The 19799-nt window shown below is 31.4% G+C and carries 17 protein-coding genes; 7 read left to right on the forward strand and 10 right to left on the reverse strand.

The features are described 5' to 3' along the window. Positions 1-41 precede the first annotated feature (41 nt). From AC5SL9_RS04750 to speB, 3 genes are all read right to left on the reverse strand, one after another. Positions 42-1490, reverse strand: coding sequence for an NCS1 family nucleobase:cation symporter-1 (locus AC5SL9_RS04750; RefSeq protein ID WP_271726205.1), 1449 nt, complete (start codon positions 1488-1490; stop codon positions 42-44). A 192-nt stretch (positions 1491-1682) separates the two neighbouring features. Next, on the reverse strand, positions 1683-3119 hold the full coding sequence (locus tag AC5SL9_RS04755; protein WP_494573891.1) for an aldehyde dehydrogenase family protein: 1437 nt from the start codon (positions 3117-3119) through the stop codon (positions 1683-1685). A 14-nt stretch (positions 3120-3133) separates the two neighbouring features. Continuing rightward, positions 3134-4099, reverse strand: a complete 966-nt coding sequence (gene speB, locus AC5SL9_RS04760; protein ID WP_494573892.1) for an agmatinase — start codon at positions 4097-4099, stop codon at positions 3134-3136. 57 nt (positions 4100-4156) lie between these two features. Here speB and AC5SL9_RS04765 point away from each other — a divergent pair, with 57 nt between their 5' ends. From AC5SL9_RS04765 to AC5SL9_RS04775, 3 genes are all read left to right on the forward strand, one after another. Beyond that, positions 4157-4894, forward strand: coding sequence for a putative zinc-binding metallopeptidase (locus AC5SL9_RS04765; RefSeq protein WP_494573893.1), 738 nt, complete (start codon positions 4157-4159; stop codon positions 4892-4894). Further along, on the forward strand, positions 4894-5538 hold the full coding sequence (locus AC5SL9_RS04770) for a peptidylprolyl isomerase (protein WP_006997952.1): 645 nt from the start codon (positions 4894-4896) through the stop codon (positions 5536-5538). Before AC5SL9_RS04765 ends, AC5SL9_RS04770 begins: the two co-directional genes overlap by 1 nt. Positions 5539-5619: 81 nt before the next feature. Next, positions 5620-6828 (forward strand): coiled-coil domain-containing protein, encoded by a 1209-nt coding sequence (locus tag AC5SL9_RS04775; RefSeq protein WP_018414307.1) that lies wholly within the window; start codon positions 5620-5622, stop codon positions 6826-6828. Here AC5SL9_RS04775 and AC5SL9_RS04780 read toward each other — a convergent pair. The 7 genes from AC5SL9_RS04780 to AC5SL9_RS04810 form a co-directional block, all read right to left on the reverse strand. Beyond that, the gene (locus AC5SL9_RS04780; protein ID WP_020169620.1) at positions 6825-9047 is read right to left on the reverse strand and encodes a 3-hydroxyacyl-CoA dehydrogenase/enoyl-CoA hydratase family protein; all 2223 of its coding nucleotides are present in this window, start codon (positions 9045-9047) and stop codon (positions 6825-6827) included. The two genes, AC5SL9_RS04775 and AC5SL9_RS04780, sit on opposite strands and share 4 nt — an antisense overlap. A 56-nt stretch (positions 9048-9103) precedes the next feature. Continuing rightward, positions 9104-9958, reverse strand: coding sequence for an ABC transporter permease (locus AC5SL9_RS04785; RefSeq protein ID WP_006997949.1), 855 nt, complete (start codon positions 9956-9958; stop codon positions 9104-9106). 3 nt (positions 9959-9961) lie between these two features. Next, positions 9962-11209, reverse strand: a complete 1248-nt coding sequence (locus AC5SL9_RS04790) for an ABC transporter permease (protein ID WP_006997948.1) — start codon at positions 11207-11209, stop codon at positions 9962-9964. Positions 11210-11292: 83 nt separating this feature from the next. Beyond that, positions 11293-12414 carry an extracellular solute-binding protein gene (locus tag AC5SL9_RS04795; protein WP_494573894.1) on the reverse strand — a complete coding sequence of 374 codons (1122 nt, stop codon included), beginning with the start codon at positions 12412-12414 and terminating at the stop codon, positions 11293-11295. Between the two features lie 134 nt (positions 12415-12548). Continuing rightward, a complete protein-coding gene (locus AC5SL9_RS04800; protein ID WP_018414312.1) occupies positions 12549-13637 on the reverse strand; it encodes an ABC transporter ATP-binding protein in 1089 nt (362 codons plus the stop codon). A gap of 58 nt (positions 13638-13695) precedes the next feature. Then, positions 13696-14862 (reverse strand): M24 family metallopeptidase, encoded by a 1167-nt coding sequence (locus tag AC5SL9_RS04805; protein WP_011282320.1) that lies wholly within the window; start codon positions 14860-14862, stop codon positions 13696-13698. After that, positions 14863-15609 carry a maleate cis-trans isomerase family protein gene (locus tag AC5SL9_RS04810; RefSeq protein WP_027307101.1) on the reverse strand — a complete coding sequence of 249 codons (747 nt, stop codon included), beginning with the start codon at positions 15607-15609 and terminating at the stop codon, positions 14863-14865. It abuts the gene before it with no gap. A 167-nt stretch (positions 15610-15776) separates the two neighbouring features. On the opposite strand from AC5SL9_RS04810, the gene AC5SL9_RS04815 reads away from it, so the two are divergent. Genes AC5SL9_RS04815 through AC5SL9_RS04830 form a run of 4 tightly spaced genes read left to right on the forward strand, consistent with a single transcriptional unit; the run spans position 15777 to position 19799 of the window. After that, a complete protein-coding gene (locus AC5SL9_RS04815) occupies positions 15777-16943 on the forward strand; it encodes an LLM class flavin-dependent oxidoreductase (RefSeq protein ID WP_006997943.1) in 1167 nt (388 codons plus the stop codon). Continuing rightward, positions 16943-17530, forward strand: coding sequence for an amino acid synthesis family protein (locus tag AC5SL9_RS04820; protein ID WP_006997942.1), 588 nt, complete (start codon positions 16943-16945; stop codon positions 17528-17530). Before AC5SL9_RS04815 ends, AC5SL9_RS04820 begins: the two co-directional genes overlap by 1 nt. A 4-nt stretch (positions 17531-17534) precedes the next feature. Further along, positions 17535-18317 (forward strand): alpha/beta fold hydrolase, encoded by a 783-nt coding sequence (locus tag AC5SL9_RS04825; RefSeq protein WP_494573895.1) that lies wholly within the window; start codon positions 17535-17537, stop codon positions 18315-18317. Continuing rightward, the gene (locus AC5SL9_RS04830) at positions 18318-19799 is read left to right on the forward strand and encodes an aldehyde dehydrogenase (RefSeq protein WP_006997940.1); all 1482 of its coding nucleotides are present in this window, start codon (positions 18318-18320) and stop codon (positions 19797-19799) included.

Below are 19799 nucleotides of genomic sequence, written 5' to 3' on the forward strand. Positions count from 1 at the left end.
CTAATGCGACGGGTCTTTTATTATAACTATAGAGTTTTGTCTTATCTTTTAGATATTACTAAATGAACTACAGCACCTAATGATGCTCCAATTATCCAAGCATATCCTCCGCCACCACCTAAGTTAGCAAAGAAATCATCTAAACCTAAAATCAAGATGTTTGGCCAAACAGTTCCAACTGCGATGTAACCTGACAATATCCAAGCTAACATTCCCTTGTAATTGAAACCACCATTGTAATGATATTGTCCTTTAGAACTATCATCGAACAATGCGTCTACATCAATTTTTTCTTTTTTGATAATGTAGTAATCAACCATCATGATACCAAATACTGGCGCAAGAATTGCTCCTAACGTATTAACAAATGGAAATAAACCCATTTGAGTAATAACAGCAACCCACATACCACCAATAATAAAACCAAAACCAGCTGTGATTAACCCACCAGTTTTAAAGTTAATTTTACTTGGCATTAAATTGGCTAAGTCATACGCAGGAGGTATAAAGTTTGCAACCATATTTATACCAACTGTTGCAGCAAAGAATGCAAATGCAGCAATAATTGTTAAACCTAGGTTATCTACTTTAGCTACCATCTCTGTAGGACTTGCAACATACTCACCAAAAATTGCGATTGTTCCGCCTGTGATCATTAAAGTAATAAAAGAGAATAAGATCACGTTACCTACTAATCCCCATAGGTTACCTTTTCTCATTTCATCTTCATTTTTAACAAATCTAGCAAAGTCACCAAAATTGATAACTACTGCAGCAAAATATCCAACCATGATAGAAAATACTGCTAAGAAAGCTCCAAATGATCCTAAGCCTTCAAAGCCACCTGTTCTTTCACCACCAGAGAATATATTTCCAACTTCCGAAAATAATCCTCCACCAGCTTTAGCCCAGATAATAATCATCAATAGTATCATTACCGCATAGACAGCAGGACCAGCGAAGTTTAAGAATTTTTTAACAAGATCTACACCCTGCCAAAATAAATAAACTTGAAATGCTGAAACAAATATAAATGAAACCCACATTACACCTGTCATGCCAAGAAACATAACTTCACCTTCCATTCCTGTTATTCCAGTAATTAAAAGTGCTACAGCAGTTGATGCTGCATAAGTTTGTGCTCCATACCAAAACATTGCAACAAGACCTCTGGCCATTGCTGGAAAGTTTGCTCCAAAGACACCCATACTAACACGAGCAAATACTGGATATGGAATTCCATGTTTTACACTTGGTTTACCTGATAAGTTTACTAGCCACATTATAAAAAATCCTGCTAGAATTAATGCAGCAAATACAGCCCAACCATTTAGTCCTGACGCTAAAAACAAAGATGCAGCCAAAGTATAACCAAATAAACTTTGAACATCATTAGCCCAGACATTAAAGATTTCAAACCATCCCCAATTTTTTTTATTGCTTGGAGTTGGAGCTAAATCTGAGTTGTAGAGTTTTGACGATCTACCCATATTATTTCTCCTTTTTATTTTTGTTACTCTTATTAACTATAAAGCTATGGTAACACTACCTGCGACATTATGGATTATTTATGTTATGTAAAGTATAAAGCGATACAACTTCTAGTTTAGAAAATTAATTAATAAATATAGGGTTTATTGAATTGCAGAAAACCTATTATGAACACAGCAACATAAATTTGATTAATCGTTCCAACCACTAACAACTTTAACTTCTAAATATTCTTCTAAACCTAATTTACCTGCTTCACGTCCAATACCTGAATGTTTATATCCACCAAAAGGAGCATCTGGCGCTAAACCAGCTCCATTAATATCGACCATTCCTGATCTTAATTTTCTAGCAACTCTATTAGCTTTTTCTTGATCTTGTGTTTGAATAAAATTTAACAATCCATACGGAGTGTCATTAGCTATAGCAATAGCTTCTTCTTCAGTTTCAAAAGGTATAATTGACAAAACAGGACCAAATATTTCTGTTCTTGCAATCTGCATTTGGTTATTAACATCCGCAAATGCTGTAGGTTTAACAAAATAACCTTTATCAAGGCCATCTGGTTTGCCTGTTCCACCAGCAACTAATTTTGCACCTTCGTCAATTCCAACTTGTATTAATGTTTGAATTTTTTCAAATTGAGTTTTTGAAACAACAGGACCAATATGATCACCATTTTTTGTTGCAACATCAACTTTCATTGAATTAGCAAAATTTTTAACTCTTTCCACTGCATCTGCATAGATTGATTTTTCTACCAACATTCTTGTTGGAGCATTACAAGATTGCCCTGTATTTCTAAAACATCTAAGCGCTCCTCTTTCAACTGCTTCAGCATCAGCATCTTTAAATATAATGTTAGCACCTTTTCCTCCAAGCTCTAAACTAACTCTTTTAAAGTCTTTTGCCGCATTTTCAGAAATTAAAGCACCTGCTCTAGTTGATCCTGTGAATGAAACCATGTTTACATCGGGGTGACTTGTTAATGCATTTCCAGTAACTGCACCATCTCCATTTACTAAATTAAATACACCTTTTGGTAATTTAATTTCATCAATCATTTCTGCTAAAATCATCGATGATAAGGGGGCTATCTCAGATGGTTTAAGGACCATTGTACAACCTGCAGCAATAGCTGGTATTACTTTTAAACAAACTTGATTCATCGGCCAATTCCATGGAGTTATTAACGCGCAAACCCCTTTTGGTTCATGCAAAATATTATTATTAAGAGCATGTTCTCCTAATTTTGCTTCAAATGTGTATTCTTTTAAAACTTTTATATAAGATTTTATGTGACTAGCACCAGTTCCAGCTTGTAATTGAGTTGAAAAATCAATTGGGGCTCCCATTTCAAGGGAGATTGCTTCAGCCATATCAGCCCATTTTTTTTTATAAACATCATATAAGGCTTCTAAATATTTTAATCTTTCTTCTTTTGTTGAGAATGCCCAAGTTTCAAAAGCTTTAGTTGCAGCACTTACTGCATCATTTACATCTTCTACTCCACCTAAAGATATAACTGCGCATTCCTCTTCAGTTGAAGGGTCAATTACTTTGAAATCATTTGATTTTTTTGGAGAAACCCATTCTCCATTTATATAAAAATTTTTTTTATCTAGCATTTCTAAAAATTATATTATCTTTTAACTTTTGCAAACAAATTAGTTAATTCATAAACAATTGTAGCTGCTGCTAAAGATGTAACTTCTGCATGGTCATATGCTGGAGACACTTCAACTACATCCGCAGAAATTAAATTTAAACCTGAAAGGCCTCTTATGACATTAACCATTTCTCTTGTAGTCATTCCTGCAATTTCAGGTGTACCCGTTCCTGGTGCAAAAGCAGGATCCAAAACATCTATATCAATAGATAAATAAAGTGGATTGTTTCCAACTCTTTTTCTTATTCTTTCAGCAATTTTATCTGTACCTTGTGTTTGAAATTCATCACAGTGAATGATTTTAAAACCAAACTCTTCATCATTTTTTATATCATCTCTACTGTAAAGAGGACCTCTAATCCCAACATGCATTGAAGCATCGTCTAAAAATAAATTTTCTTCTCTTGCTCTTCTAAAAGGAGTTCCATGAGTATAGGGTGCTCCAAAATATGTGTCCCATGTATCTAAGTGAGCATCAAAATGTACTAAAGCAACTGGACCATCATTCATTTTATTAATAGCTCTAAGCAAAGGAAGAGCAATTGTGTGATCACCTCCTAAACTAATAATGCCACCTACTTTACTTAAAAGTTCTGTAGCGCCCTCTTCTATTTGTTTAATGGCTTCATCAATGTTAAATGGGTTACATGTGATGTCGCCTGCATCAGCAACTTGCTGAACTTTAAATGGTTCAACATCATAACTTGGATGATAATTAGTCCTTAAATGTCTTGATGCCTGTCTAATACTCATAGGTCCAAATCTCGCACCAGGTCTATAACTAGTGCCTGCATCAAATGGAATTCCAACAATTGCTACGTCACAACTCTCAACATCTCTTAATTCTGGTAATCTTGCAAATGTAGATGGACCAGCAAATCTTGGAACTTTAGTTCCACTTATTGGTTGTACTGGATTTTTGTTTCTTTCTTTTTTCATTTATAAATAAAATGTACCACATTCTTTAAGAATGGAATATCTTCTATCTTTAAAATTATGAACTTAATAAGAGCTATTTTACTATTAATTTTTTTAATTACACCTCTAAAGGCAAATACTATTTATAATTTAATTAAGATACCTAACTTAGAGATTTATGAAATAAATACTAAAAATAAACTTAGATATTTTTATGCAGCAAGACCCTTCCAACTAGGCACTCAAAAAAACATTGTTTGTTCAAATCCGAATAAGAAAGATTTAGAATTAAAATATAAGATTATTCATAAAAATCTTAATAGATACTCTTATGACTATCTAAAAAAAATTAATCTCAAATATATTGTAATGTGTCAAAATTTATCTATCTCAGAACTATATACAGCTGGTATTCCAGATAATATAATGAAAACATTAATACTAGATATCAAATTTAATGAGAAATATTTTGAAAGAGTAATTCATCATGAAGTTTTTCATGTAATGCATCTTGAGCACAAAAATATTTTTAATGAAGAAGAATGGGCTAAATTTAATAATTTTGAATTTAAATACGCTGAATGCTCTACATGCACAAAGAATATATCTTTAGAAAAATATCAAGAGACTGATGGGTTTTTTACAGAATACTCTAAATCAACAGCCTCAGAAGATATGGCAGAAGTTTATTCGCATATGATCTTCTTAGAGAAAAAAGAAATTAATCAAATTCGTAAATTAGATCCTATTTTAAATAATAAAATTTCGTATATTGAAAATAAAATAAAAGAAATAGATAATTCTTTTACTTTCTAATGATAAAAAAAATTAAAGCTTCTAAATCAGAAAAACTTATTTTTATTTTTTTAATCCTATTAGCTATCACAACTTTCTGCACATATTTTATAGTTAAGAATAAATGTTTATTTGTCAAAAATATTGATCCAAAGAATATTACTTTTAAAAATCCAAATAATATCGCAGTTTTAAATGCACCTTGTGGAAATGTAATTATAGAACTTTACCCTAATATTTCACCTAATGCTGTTCAAAGATTTGTAACTTTAATTAAATCTAACGCTTATGAGAATATTGCTTTTCATAGAGTAATTGAAAATAAACTTATCCAGGCTGGTGACTTAGAGTTTGGAAAAAAAGGAAATTTAGATTATGGAAAAATTGGAACTGGAAAATCAGGTTTAGGTACAATTAAATCAGAAATTGATAATGATTTTAATTATACCAAAGGTAGTGTCGGATTAGCTCGAACATTTAAGAATGATACTGAAGACAGTCAATTTTTTATAATCCTACAGGATGAACCATTATTTGAAGGCGAATATACACCCGTTGGAAAAGTTCTTTATGGTTTAGAAGTATTGAAAAAAATAAAATCTGATAAACGCTCAGAGTATATATTAAGACCAGATTTTATTAATTCCTTTAAAATGCTTAATTAACAATGAATAAAATTTCACGTTGAACCCATTTTAGTCACTCTATAACTATTATTATTAATTGAAAATTGATGAGATACGTTTGTGAAAAATGTCCTAAAAAATACAATTAGGAAAAAAATTAATTTAAGTAAAAAAAAATTAATTGAACAACCCTTAAAAATTTTAAAAAAGATTAATATAGAAAAATTAACAAAATTCACATCATCTTCTCTAATAGAAAAATACAATAATTTCAAAGAAAGAGCCAAACAAAAAGAACTGCATAGAATTAAATTAATAAAAGAAGAAAAAATTAAAGAATTAAAAAAAGAAAAGTTAGAACAAGAAAAACAAAAAAATGAAGAAATAAGGTTAATTAAACAAAATGAATTAAATCTAATAAAGGAAGAAAAACAAAGAATAGCTAATGAAGAAAAACTGAAAGAAAAAATTATAAAACAACAGCAACAGATTGAAAGAAAAAAAATTAAACTTGAATCTCAAAGAATTAAAGCTGAAGAGCAAAAACTAAGAGATGAAGAAGAGGAAAAAGAAAGACAAGATGATTTAAAAATAAAAGAAGAAAAACTAAAATTAGAATTTTTTGAAAAGCAAAGAATAAGACAAGAGCAACAAAAAGCTAAAATTGAAAATGATAAATTAATGGCTCTTGAGAAACAAAAAGCCCGTGAAGCTAAACAGAAAATAAAAGATGAAGAAGAAAGATTAAAAAATATTGAGATTGATAAACAAAAAAAAAATATGCAAAAGTTAATTGAAGAAGAACATAAATTAAATTATCAAAAACAAAAACTTGAAGAAATTGAACAAAGTATCAAAAAAATTGAAATTGAAAGAATAAGAGAAAAAGAAATAAAAATATTAAAAGAAGCTGATGAGTTAAGAGAAAAAGAAAAACAACTTAGACTAAAAGAACAATTAGAAATAGAAGAACTTAACGAATTAAGATTAAATGAACTCAATCAAAGAAAAATCCAGGAAGAATTACAATTAAAAGAAGAAAAAATAAGATTAGAAAATTTAAGAGAACAAAAAATAATTCAAGCTAGAATTCTCGAAGAAAAAAGAATTAAAGATGAAGAAGAGAGAATAAAAGAGTGGGAAAGGAAATTTGATGAGGAGCAAATAGCAAAAGAAGAAGAATTGATTAAAAAGTTTAATGACCAATTAATTAAAGAAAAAGAACAAAGTGAAAAGATAATAGAATTTAAAAAAGAAGAAGTAATAGAAGAAAAAAAAGAAGAAATATTAGAAAACGAGGTAAAGAAAGAAGAAGATGATAGATATTAGTTAATTAAAGGCTTTCCTGTTGCTAGTGTGTGTTTAATACGGTCTTGAGTTTCTTTTGTCTCTATTAATCTCATGAAAGCATCTAATTCTAATTTAAATAAATCATCTTCTGATAAAGTTTTATCTATAGTTGTATCTCCTCCACTCAAAACATGAGCCAGTTCTTTTGCAACAGTAACACCGTGATCACGAATTATTTTTTCATTATAAAGGTTTTCTATAATTTTATTCATTTCTATTAAAATTTCTTTTCCTGGTAATTTAAATTCAGTCTCTGTTGGAGTTTTAAATTCTTTATTGTCGTCTAAGATCTTTTTTGAAACTTCTAGTAAACTATTTCTATTCATTATTTTTTTATCTTCTGGTCTTAAGTATTTTAATGGTTCTGCCTCAATTGGTGAAGTTGCTGTTTTTCCATAACCAATAATATCAAATACTTTAAGTGGTGCATAATGAGGGTCTTTTTTAGCCTCGTCTGTATCAAGCCATCTTGCCAACATTTCCTTACATCCACCTCCAGCTGGTATCAGTCCAACTATTGTTTCCACTAATCCAACTACAATATTTGTATGTGAAGCAACAAAATTACTTTGGACCATTACTTCAAATCCACCTCCAAGAGTTAAACCTGATGGTGCAGATATCACCGGGTGATTAGAATACTTAAGATGCTTGCAGGTTTCTTGAAAATATCTAATAAATTTTTCTATGGATTTAAAATCATTTTTGTTCGCAAAATCCATTGTATAACTCAAGTTTACTCCAGCAGAAAACTGCATGCTTTCATTTATTATAATTAAAGGTTTGTCTGTGGCTTTTTTTAAAGCATCCATTGAATCATAATCTAGAGCATTTGCTTTAGTGGTAAACTCAACAATATTATAATCATTAAATCTATATATCTGTGCTGAACTGTTTCCATCTACACTTAATGCTTTCTTTTTAGCTTTTCCAAACGTTTCAATGTCAGTGTATTTTTGTCTAGATCCATAAAAATCTTGATTTCTGTTTTTAGATAAATTTTCTAAAAAAGCATTTCCTTTAACGTCATCAATCTTACCAAAAAAAGTTTCAACTCTGATTTCTTCTAACATTTCAAATGGACCTTTAGTCCAATTAAAACCTAATCTCATTGCTTCATCAATATCATTGAAATCTTTTGTAATTGATGGAACTAAAGAAGAAGCATATTTGATAATCTTAGAAATAACAGACCAAGCATACTCACCATACTTATCCTCTCTAGAAATTAATTCTTTAAGGTCTATTTTGTCTGATTTAATATTAATTTTTTTACTTGCAGAGTATTCTCCAGTTTCAAGATTAATTGCTTCCATAACCTTAACTTCACCAGTTTTGTTAACTCTATAGAATCCACCCTTGCCTTTTCGGCCGGTATATCCTGTTTCAATTAATTTTTTTACTAAAGGAATTTCTTTTGCAACTACTTGAAAAGGGTCATTTTCTGATAATTCTTTAATAAAACTTTTTAAAACATCGGCCATTAAATCAATACCAATTAAGTCATAAAGACCAAACACACCTGTTTTTGGTATACCCATTGGTCTTCCAAAAATTGCATCAGCTTCTTCTATGCTAAGTTTCATTTTAAAAGCTTCAGTCATTGCAACTTGCATTGCATAAACACCTATTCTATTTCCTAAAAAGCCTGGCGTGTCATTACAAATAATTGCACCTTTTCCAAGTTCTGTTTCACAAAAAGCTTTTAGAGAGTTTATTTTATCTAAATCATTATTTTCATTTTTAACTATCTCTAATAATCCCATGTATCTGACTGGATTAAAAAAGTGAGTAATACAAAAATCTTTTTTTTCTTCCTCTGATAAGTGTTGAGATAATATTTTGATAGGAATAGATGATGTGTTTGAAGATACTATCGCACCTTTTTTTCTTTCTTTGAATATTTTTTTATAGATATCATGTTTAATATCTATTCTTTCAACAACAGCTTCTACTACCCAGTCAGCTTCTTTTACTTCATCAAAATTATCTAAAATGTTTCCTACTTTAATGTTTTTTATTTTGGACTTATCTAACAAAAGTGGTGGTCTCGATTTGTAAATTTTATCCCGTGCTTGCTCACTTATTTCAGTTTTTAAATCCAATAAAGTTACTGGAATATTTGCATTACACAAATGCGCTGCAATTCCACTACCCATAGTTCCTGAACCTATAACTACTACTTTTTTAATTTCCATAAGATTTAAAAATTGAAGAATTGTTTATAATAAAAAAAATGATCTTAGTAAATCAATTACCTATTAATTCCTCTTAGTCTTTCAGACCTTCTTCTTAAAAGTTCTGCACTAACAAGAATTAATGTGGACATTATAATTAAACAAGTTGCCACTGCCATTATTGTTGGGCTTAGCTGTTCCCTTAGACCAACCCACATTTGAATTGGAATAGTAGTGTTTTCAAGTCCTGCTAAGAATAACACAACAACAACTTCATCAAATGAAGTTACAAAGGCAAATAATGCACCAGAAATAACACCAGGTAAAATTAATGGTAATGTTATTTTCATAAAAGTATTAACTGGATTACTCCCCAAACTTGATGCAGCACGTGTTACACTATGATCAAAACCTGTTAAAGTTGCTGTAACTGTAATAACTACAAACGGTGTACCCAAAATAATATGAGATAAAATTATTCCTGTATGTGTTGCAGCTAAACCTACTTTTGCCATAAAGAAGAATATTGCTGTTCCTGAGATAATTAATGGCACAATCATTGGAGATATTAATAAAGCCATGAACGCTGCTTTATATGGCATATGCCTACTACTTAACCCTAGAGCAGCTACCGTTCCAAGTACTGTAGATCCAATTGTAGCAAAGAAAGCTATTATTAAACTGTTTTTTGTCGCAAGTCCCCAAGGATTTTTAGTCCCATAGATCATGTCTTCGTACCATCTTAATGAAAATGCGTCTGGGTCAAGGGCTATCATTCCCTTGGAAAAGTGAATGTATTGTTCTGCATTAAATGAAAGTGGTAAAATTACAAATAGCGGTGCTATTAAAAAGAAAAATACCAACCCACAAATTGTTAAATAAGTATAATGCCAAATTCTATAATTCCAGGATGTGTAAGTTGGTAATGCCATAATTTATCCTAGTTTAATATTATCAATTCCCACTAATTTATTATAGATCCAGTAGATTGTTAACACTCCAACTAACAGCATAGAACCTAGTGCTGCAGCAAACGACCAATCTAAAGAACTCTTCATATGATACGCAATCGTATTACTAATCAATGATCCACTCGCTCCACCAACTAATGCTGGAGTGATATAGTAACCTATAGCTAAAATAAAAACTAATAAACAGCCTGCACCAATTCCTGGAATTGTTAATGGAAAATAAATTTGTCTAAATGCAGTAAATGGAGTTCCACCTAATGATTTTCCAGCTCTCATTAAGCTTGGAGATATTGTTTTCATCACACTGTAAAGTGGCAAAACCATAAAAGGTAATAAAATTTGTGTCATTGCAACAAAAGTGCCAACAACATTATACATTAACTCAGGTCTATTATCATCAGCAGCCCAACCTAGCCAAACAATTAGGTCGTTTATAGGGCCCTGTTGTTGAAGTAAAACCATCCAGCTAGAAGTTCTAACTAATAGTGATGTCCAAAAGGGCAACAACACACATATCATCAATAAATTACTATATTTCATTGGTAGTGTGGCCAATAAATGTGAAATTGGGTAAGCAAGCAAAAAGCAGAATACAGTTACCCAGAATGCAACTTTTATAGTTCTTAACCAGAGGATTTTATGAATTCTCCTGTCTTCATCTTGTTGAATAATATTTCTGTCTTGATCAAATTTTAAATCAAGACCTTTTAGATATTTTGCATAAGACCAATTTGGAGCAGTATTCTTTAAAGCAATCCAATAATCCACGTCTTTCCATATTTTATGGGTTGCCATAAATTGTTCTTTATAATTAGCTTTTTCAAATTTTTTAATTGTTCTATTTGTTTTTTTTAATCCACTACTAAAACCAGATTTTTCATAGTTTAATCTCTGATATAATTTTCCAGCTTCTTTGTTTATAGCCAATGGATAGAAATCTTTATAAAACGCCTCATAAGTTGCTTCATCAGGCAATTCTTTTCCATCCCATTTTTCTAAAGCAGCAAATGTGTTAGGTAATTTTTGTGTGATCATACGATCATCTACACTTCTAAATAGCATGTCTCCTATTGGAAATATGTATGTAATTATAAGGAATAAAAATAACGGACCTACAAGCATTAAAGCCTTTAGCTTATTTTTTCTCTCAGCTTTTTTTAGGCTTATCTCTAGAGGTATCCCGTCTGATGATAATATTTTTTCTGTACTCATATTTAAAATTCTTAAAAAAAAAGGGCGGTTATTTTATAACCGCCCTAATATTTTATAACAAAAACTTAATCTATAAAACTAAATTATAGACCAGCTTTCATTGCTTCCCATTTTTCACCGATTTCATCTTGGTTATCTGCCCAGAAATCAGGGTTCATAAGAATGTATCTTTTTGTGTTAGCAGGTGCTGTTGGCATATGTGGTACCATACTTGTTTTACCATCTTTAAACCAAGGCTCTCCAGCTTCCATAACAGCAATTGAAGATTTTCTCCAAGGTGCGTATGCAATATACTTAGCACTTCCAGCTAAACCTTCTGAGCTAGTCATTTCTCTAAGTACTTTCATAGCGCTACCGTCAGCATAACCTGGACCATCTTTAACTAATGCAAAATATTCATAGTCAAGAATTTGTCCATCCCATACTTGTACAAGTGGAGTTCCTTCCATTTGCGCATTAAAGAATCTACCGTTCCAACCAGTTGCCATTACTACTTCACCATTAGCTAGTAGTTCTGGTGGTTGAGCTCCAGCATTCCAGAATACACATCCACCATTTGGATCTGTACAAAGTGCTTTAAGCTTGTTCATAGCTCTATCAATACCGCCATCTGCTTCAAGTTTTCTGTAAGTTAAGTCAGAACCTTTACCAGGGTTTACACCGTCTGCAGTGATAGCAATCTCTAAGTTAGACATTGCACCTTTGTAAATTGCTCTTTTACCAGGGAAGTTTTTAGTATCAAAAAAGTCTTTCAATGAGTTAGGTTTTTTGTCCCCAATTGTTGCATCATTGTAAGCATAGTTCCATGAGTACAAGATATTTCCAACTGCACATTTTGAAGGCATGCTTGTAAAGAAGTCCTGACTTGCAGGTGTTCCATCTGGAGCAGGTGCAAAATCTTTATCAAAATCGAATTCGTGGAAAATACCTTCGTCACATCCAATGATAGTGTCTTTTGCGTACACATCAATGATGTCCCAAGTGATTTTTCCAGCTTCTTTTTGAGCTTTAATTTCTGATAATCCACCAGTGTAATCTACCCAATTTACAGGTATTCCAAGTTTCGCTGCTGTAGGATCACCATACCCTAATTTTTGACTTTCAGTATAAGCACCACCCCAAGACACTACAGTAACTGCAAATGCTGAAGTTGTGATAGAAAGTACAAAAGATAGAGCAAGTAATAATTTACTTATTTTTTTCATTTTCTCTCCTATTTAACGTTAACGTTTGTTATTTTATAAAGTGAAAGTAAAACAAGATAGATAAGTTTAGTCAACAGCCAATTATGTCTAATTTGCCTTTATTTTATTTGAGTTTTTTAGGGATTTTTTTAAGATTATTTTGGATCTAAAGCTCTGCAATCAATACTGTTCCAACCAATATTAAGCATATTACCTTTTTTTAGATCTAATCTTGCAGTGCTATTTGGTACTTTAAGAATGAATTCTTTATTTCCCAACAAATCAACTCTTAGTCTAGTGTGATCACCGTGATAAATTATTTCTTCAATTTTACCTTTATGATTATTATCCATTTTATCTGTAGGATCTATAATTGCTCTTTCGGGTCTTAGTGAAACTTTAGTCTTATCCCCTTTTGCTTTAACAGCAACTGGATTTGCTAAAATTTCTGTGCCATTTTCTAATTTAACTTTACATTTATCTCCTGAAATATCTAAAACTTGACCTGAAAATTTATTATTTTCTCCAATGAACTCAGCAACAAACGAATTAACTGGTTTTTCATACAATTCATCAGGACTTGATAGTTGCTGAACTTTACCATCATTGAAAACTGCAATACGGTTTGACATTGTTAATGCTTCCGTTTGATCGTGTGTAACATACACAACTGTTACACCAATACTTTCGTGAATATGTTTAATTTCATATTGCATGCTTTCTCTTAAATTTTTATCTAATGCTCCAAGTGGTTCATCCATTAATACCACTTGTGGATCAAAAACTAATGATCTTGCAACAGCAACACGCTGTTGTTGTCCACCTGATAATTGCATCGGCATTCTTGCTTCAAAACCATGAAGTGAAACCATGGATAAAGCTTTATCTATTTTTTTATCAGCTTCATCTTTTGGAATTTTTCTAACTCTTAATGGAAAAGCTAAATTTTCATAAACAGTCATGTGTGGAAATAAAGCATAGTTCTGGAATACCATTCCTATTCCTCTTTTGTGAGGTGGAATATTTGAAATAACCTTACCATCTAAATAAATTTCTCCATGAGTTGGTGTTTCAAAACCAGCCAGCATCATAAGACAAGTTGTTTTACCAGAACCAGAGGGTCCTAGCATAGTTACAAACTCACCTTCTTCAATGTCTAGATTTAATCCTTTAACGACCAATACTTTGCCATCATAGCTCTTGTCTACATTGTCAAATTTTACAAATTCTTTGTTTTTAGTCATATTTTCTAAATGGATTTAAAACATTTGTGAGCTTATTTATCAAGTTTTTTTATTTTAATTATTTAATGTGAAGATCTTTTGAAAAATTACAAAATAGCTCACTTCCTTGATCCGTAACTCTTATTGCTTCAGAAGCTTCAACTCCCCAATTTCCAAATTGCATAACAGCAATCATATGAAAAGTAATATTTGGCTCTAAAATTGTCATATCTCCTTTTGATATATTTAAAGTGTGTTCCCCCCAATCAGGTGGGTAACCAATTCCGATAGAATATCCAGTACGAGAGGTTTTCTCTATACCGTACTTATCTAGAACCTTCCAAAATGCCTGAGCCACATCATCTGCAGTTTTTCCTGGTTTGATAGCATCAATACCTGCCTGCAAGGCTTCGTTTGTTTTTTTCATTGTATCAATTTTAAGCTGGTCAGCTTTTCCAAGAAGCACTGTTCTTGCCATAGGACAATGGTATTTTTTATGAGAACCTGAAAGTTCAATAATTGTTGCTTCGCCTTCTACAAATTTATCTTCTGTCCATGTTAAATGAGATGCTGATGTACCTTTGCCAGTTGGAAGCATTGGAACAATAGACGCATAATCTCCACCAAACTCAGGAGTTCCCTTTATTAGAGCCGCTTGTATTTCTGATACAGCATCACATTGTCTTACCCCAGGATTGATTACTTCAAAAGCTTTCTTCATTCCTGTTTGAACGATTAATGATGCAGCTTTCATTAAATTAATTTCAGTATCTGATTTTACAACTCTAACCCAGTTGACTAATCTTTCACAATCTGAAATTTTTGCATTGGGTAAACCTGATTTTATTTTTTCATAACAGTAGGCAGTAAAATAATGACTGTCCATTTCAACTCCAATAGAAAGTTTATCCCATTTTCTTTCTTTAATAATATCTGTTAAAGCTTCATAAGGGTGAAGCGGCCAATTATGAATATATTTTTCACCATACTTTATAATATTTTCATCTTTCAAATAAGTTTTAATATATGCTCCACCAGCATCTTGGTCTCTAACAAAACATAAGGGCTCATCTGCATTAATATGAACTATGACACATTGGGCATAATAAAACGACCAAGCATCATAACCTGTTAAATAATTCATATTCGATGGATCCTGAGAGATTAATACATCAATGCCTTTATCTTGCATTGATTTTTGAACCTTCTTTAATCTATTTTTGTATTCTTCTTTTGTAAAATTCATTTAGTTAAATTTAAATAGTTTTCCAAAACCTTCAATACTATTTTTATAGCCAATAGCATTTAGACTTTCCCAAATTAATGTTTGATTGCTAGATAAAATGACTTTATTCATTTTTTTTTCAAGCTTATCGATTATCGATAATACTGGTAATGCCGTACAAGACACAAATAATGCCTCACTATCTTCTAAATTAATTTTTGACAAAACTTCAAATAAATATTCTTCATCTACTTTTCCAATATCTAAATCAGACTCAATATCAAAATATGTTAATCCATTAACTGCAATATTTTCTTTATTAAAATAATTTATAACTGAGTCGTTTATACTTTTTGTATAAGGGGTAAAAACCGATACTTTGTTAATGTTAAAAGCTTTTAAAGCCTTAATAGCAGATGTAATTGGGGTGGTAACTTTTGCTTCAGGCTTGGCTAACTTCACATTTTTTTCAATCACATCATAACCTGCTGCAATTGTTCCTGATGTACATCCATAAGCAACACAATCTATTTTTTGATCTGGTAAAATATCTTTAGTGACATCGGTAATATCATCTGCCATTTTAGCTAACGTTTCGTTGGTCAAGGGATTGTAACAATGTATTCGATTAACATACAGATCTACATCTCTTCCATAGATCACATTATTAAAATCCTTTTCAATTCTAAAATCGCTACCAAGCGTTATAAGACCAATTCTTGGGTTCGATTTTGAAATATATTTTGGCTCAACCTTGTTTAATTTCATAAATTACCTGTAATATTTGGATTAAATATATATTGAATAAGGAGTCTAGTTAAAATAAAGTTTAACAAAAGCGTACATAACTCGTCGTTAACTAAGGTTTAAACGGTACTAAAGAATACGAAAGTGGGATCAGTCGTCTTTAAATTTAACTATTTAAGGGGGTTTGAATGAAATTTGGATATTTTTGTAACACTACTAATTGGAATCATAAACCATACAATCAACTATTAAAAGAAACCCAAGAGATCACTATTTACTGTGATGAAAATAATTGGGACTCTATTTGGTATACCGAACATCACTTTAATCATGAAGGAATGGAATCTTGTACAAATCCTTTAATGATGGGTGTGGATGCGGCCGCCAGAACAAAACAAATAAGAATAGGTCAAGCTTGTAATGTAATTACATTTCATAATCCTATCCGTCTAGCTGAAGACATTGCTTTGCTAGATCAATTGTCTGGAGGAAGAGTTGATGTTGGTATTGGAAGAGGAATTTACGGAAGAGAAGCTATCAATATGAATAAAGAAGCTGACTTAAAAGATCAGGCAAAAAATTTTAGGTTGTTTGATGAGTCATTAACCATAATGAAAAAAGCTTGGACAGAAGAATTTTTTAGTCACCAGGGTGAGTTTTACACTTATCCATCACCAAATTTTACTTGGCAACATGACATGAGTCCACCTAGTGAAAAGTTTTTAGATACAAAAACAAATGAAATTAAAAAAATTAGCGTTGTACCAAAACCAAAACAAGAGCCACATCCGCCAATATGGCAAGTTGTGGATGGTGCACGTTCAATTGAATGGGCGGCACAGAATGGCTTAAATACAATAATGTGGATACCTACAGTTAAAGCATTAAAGAAAAGGTTTGAAATTTATAGAGATGCAAAATCAAAAACTGAAAATAGAGAAGTGCCGCTTGGAGAAGGTATATCTTTAGTTAGAGATATGTTTGTTGCTGAAACTATGGAAGAAGCTGAAAAAATGGCTGGTGAGCATATTATCAATTATATGAAATGGGTTTGTCATTGGAGAGGTTTGGGTAATCATATGGATCCAGGAGAAGAACTACCAGAAACAAAACATAAATTAGACTTACTTAATTATGATTTTTTACATAAAAGAAATTTATTATTTGGAACACCAGAATATGTTGTTAATAAAATAAATGAATTAAAATCAGAATTAAATTTACAAAATCTTCAAGTTTGGTCTAATTTTCCTGGAATAGATCATGAGGCTTGCATGAGAAGTATAAAACTGTTTAATGATGAGGTTATACCAAAGATTAATTTAGACAATTCAAGTATCGAAAAGGCAAGTTAATGAAATTAGAGCTTAGAAAGTTTACAAAATTTGTAGATAAAACTTTTATCGAAGGTGGTAAGGAAGCTAAAGAGCCTGTTTTGATGGTTTCTGTTGCAGCTGTATTTAAAAATCCATGGCATGGAAAAGGCTTTGTTGAAGATTTAAAACCAATTATTTTAGATTTAGCACCTAAATTAGGTGATATTTTAGTTCCAGAGTTAATAAAGGAGATTGGATCACCTGAAAAAATTTTGGCGTATGGAAAAGCTGGTACGGTCGGACTTGATGGTGAAATTGAGCATGCCTCAGCATTTATTCACACTTTAAGATTTGGAAATAAATTTAGAGATGCGGTTGGGGGAACATCTTATTTAAGCTTTACCAATACCAGAGGTCCAGCTGGATCCAAAATGTCTATTCCAATGATGCATAAAACAGATTCAGGTCTAAGGCCTTATTATTTAACTCATGAATTTACGATTCATGATGCTCCTTTTGATGATGAAATTGTTATAGCAATTGGTGGAGCCTCCACAGGTAGAGCTCATGCTAGAACGGGTGATCGTTATCAAGACATGAAAGAAATGGGAATAGATCCCAAATAAATTAATGTTTCAAAATTTTGATCCAAATCAAAATTATTATTCATTTAATGATAAAAATACAGTTCCTGTAGTTTTTATTCATGGTGTCGGACTTGATCAGCGGATGTGGGAACCTCAAATTGAAGCTTTTAAAGAATATTCAATAATTACATATGATTTATTAGGGCATGGAAAAACTATTCTCAATAAAGAAGATGTAACATTAAATGATTTTTCAAACCAACTAAAATCGATATTAGAATATTTAAAAGTGGATAAGATTAATCTTGTTGGTTTTTCTTTAGGTTCTTTAATTGCACTAAATTTTGCCTCTAAATTTCAAGACAAACTAAACAGCCTTATTGTAATGGGTACAACATATAAAAGAACTTCAGAACAAAGGTCTTTGGTTATAGAAAGATTTGAACAGGCTAAATTAAACAAACCTATTTCAAAACAAGCCCTAAAAAGATGGTTTACCGATCAATACTTAAATGACCATCCAGAAACTTATAATCAATTTATAAAAATTTTGACAAAAAATAAAAAAGATCATTTAAATTTTTTAAAAGCTTACAAATTATTTGCTTATCATGAGGACAATACAGATATAATTAAAAATATTAAAACTAGGACCCTTGTGATGACAGGTTCAAATGATTCAGGATCTACTGTCGAGATGTCAAAATCTTTATGTGAAGATTTAATAAACTCAAGTTTTATTGAGATAAATAATGGAAAACATCTTTGTAGTATAGAGTGTGCAGATGATGTTAATATCAATCTTAAAAATTTTATTAATAGATAAATGACAAAAATTCAAAACTTTAAAATGTATATAAATGGACTGTGGGTTAATTCAGAGTCTGGAAAAACAATAGAAACTGTAAACCCAGAAAACAACGAAGTTTGGGCAACTGTTCCTGAAGCTAACGAGAAGGATGTAGATAAAGCAGTTAAGGCCGCACAAAATGCTTTTGAAAAATCTTGGTCAAATTTACACCCAAGAGAAAGAGCTAAATACTTAAGGTCTCTTGCAGATCAATTAAGACAAAATGCTGAACATCTTGGAACTATAGAAACAATTGATACAGGAAAAATTTTTAGAGAAACAAAAACACAAGCTAACTATATTGCTGAGTATTATGATTATTTTGCAGGACTAGCCGATAAAGTTGAAGGAACAGTTGTACCAATTGATAAACCAGACATGCAAGTAACAACTACTAGAATACCTATTGGTGTTGTTGCTGCGATAATTCCTTGGAACTCCCAAATGTTATTAACTGCGGTAAAACTAGCACCCGCATTAGCAATGGGTAATACTGTTGTAATAAAAGCTTCTGAACTAGCGCCTGTAACATTATTAGAGTTTGCAAAACTAGTTGAAAAATCAGGTATACCCAAAGGTGTTGTAAATATAATTACTGGTCTAGGTGAGCCTTGTGGTAAAGCTCTAACTACACATGACCTTGTAGAAAGAATTGCTTTTACAGGTGGTCCTGAAACTGCAAAACATATTGTTAAAAATTCTGCAGAAAATTTATCGCAAGTAAGCTTAGAACTTGGTGGAAAAAGTCCTGTTGTCGTATTCGATGATGCCGAACAAGAGAACGCACTAAATGGAATTACTGCTGGTATCTTTGGTGCAAGTGGTCAAAGCTGTATTGCAGGATCACGACTTTACATTCAATCTAAAATTTATGATGACTTTTTAAATAAGCTAATAGCTAAGGCTGAAAAAATAAAATTAGGAGCTCCTATGGATAATGAAACTCAAATGGGACCTTTAAATAGTTATAAACAACTAGAAAATATAGAAAAAAATATCAAAGCTACAATTGAGCAAGGTGGAAAAATTAGATGCGGTGGAAAAAGGTCCAATATATCTAGTAAAGCTTATTATTTTCCAGCTACAATTATTGAGTGTGAAAATCATAATTTGCCTACAGCAGAGAATGAATTATTTGGTCCAGTTTTATCTGTTATGAAATTTGAAACAGAAGAGGATGTGATTAAATTAATGAATGATAATAAATATGGCTTATCTTCTGGAGTTTATACCTCAAACTTCGGAAGAGGTTTGAGAGTATCAAAAGCAATTAGAGCTGGAATTACTTTTGTAAATACTTATAGGTTAATTTCACCCATGGCCCCGTTTGGAGGAATTAAAGATAGTGGATATGGAAAAGAAGCAGGAATTGAGTCAATTAAAGAATACACAAGAATAAAAACCACATGGTTAAATTCATCGGATAAACCAATGACTGATCCATTTACAATGGGTTAA

The sequence above is a fragment of the Candidatus Pelagibacter sp. PS_37 genome, from assembly GCF_059417825.1.

Bases quoted from the DNA above. Each gene is read 5' to 3' on its own strand.
- AC5SL9_RS04780 (WP_020169620.1), bottom strand. From the start codon at position 9,047: ATGGAAATTAAAAAAGTAGTAGTTATAGGTTCAGGAACTATGGGTAGT.
- AC5SL9_RS04795 (WP_494573894.1), bottom strand. From the start codon at position 12,414: ATGAAAAAAATAAGTAAATTATTACTTGCTCTATCTTTTGTACTTTCT.
- AC5SL9_RS04765 (WP_494573893.1), top strand. From the start codon at position 4,157: ATGAACTTAATAAGAGCTATTTTACTATTAATTTTTTTAATTACACCT.
- AC5SL9_RS04825 (WP_494573895.1), top strand. From the start codon at position 17,535: ATGTTTCAAAATTTTGATCCAAATCAAAATTATTATTCATTTAATGAT.
- AC5SL9_RS04785 (WP_006997949.1), bottom strand. From the start codon at position 9,958: ATGGCATTACCAACTTACACATCCTGGAATTATAGAATTTGGCATTAT.
- AC5SL9_RS04790 (WP_006997948.1), bottom strand. From the start codon at position 11,209: ATGAGTACAGAAAAAATATTATCATCAGACGGGATACCTCTAGAGATA.
- AC5SL9_RS04830 (WP_006997940.1), top strand. From the start codon at position 18,318: ATGACAAAAATTCAAAACTTTAAAATGTATATAAATGGACTGTGGGTT.
- AC5SL9_RS04800 (WP_018414312.1), bottom strand. From the start codon at position 13,637: ATGACTAAAAACAAAGAATTTGTAAAATTTGACAATGTAGACAAGAGC.
- AC5SL9_RS04770 (WP_006997952.1), top strand. From the start codon at position 4,894: ATGATAAAAAAAATTAAAGCTTCTAAATCAGAAAAACTTATTTTTATT.
- AC5SL9_RS04755 (WP_494573891.1), bottom strand. From the start codon at position 3,119: ATGCTAGATAAAAAAAATTTTTATATAAATGGAGAATGGGTTTCTCCA.
- AC5SL9_RS04805 (WP_011282320.1), bottom strand. From the start codon at position 14,862: ATGAATTTTACAAAAGAAGAATACAAAAATAGATTAAAGAAGGTTCAA.
- speB (WP_494573892.1), bottom strand. From the start codon at position 4,099: ATGAAAAAAGAAAGAAACAAAAATCCAGTACAACCAATAAGTGGAACT.
- AC5SL9_RS04815 (WP_006997943.1), top strand. From the start codon at position 15,777: ATGAAATTTGGATATTTTTGTAACACTACTAATTGGAATCATAAACCA.
- AC5SL9_RS04810 (WP_027307101.1), bottom strand. From the start codon at position 15,609: ATGAAATTAAACAAGGTTGAGCCAAAATATATTTCAAAATCGAACCCA.
- AC5SL9_RS04820 (WP_006997942.1), top strand. From the start codon at position 16,943: ATGAAATTAGAGCTTAGAAAGTTTACAAAATTTGTAGATAAAACTTTT.
- AC5SL9_RS04750 (WP_271726205.1), bottom strand. From the start codon at position 1,490: ATGGGTAGATCGTCAAAACTCTACAACTCAGATTTAGCTCCAACTCCA.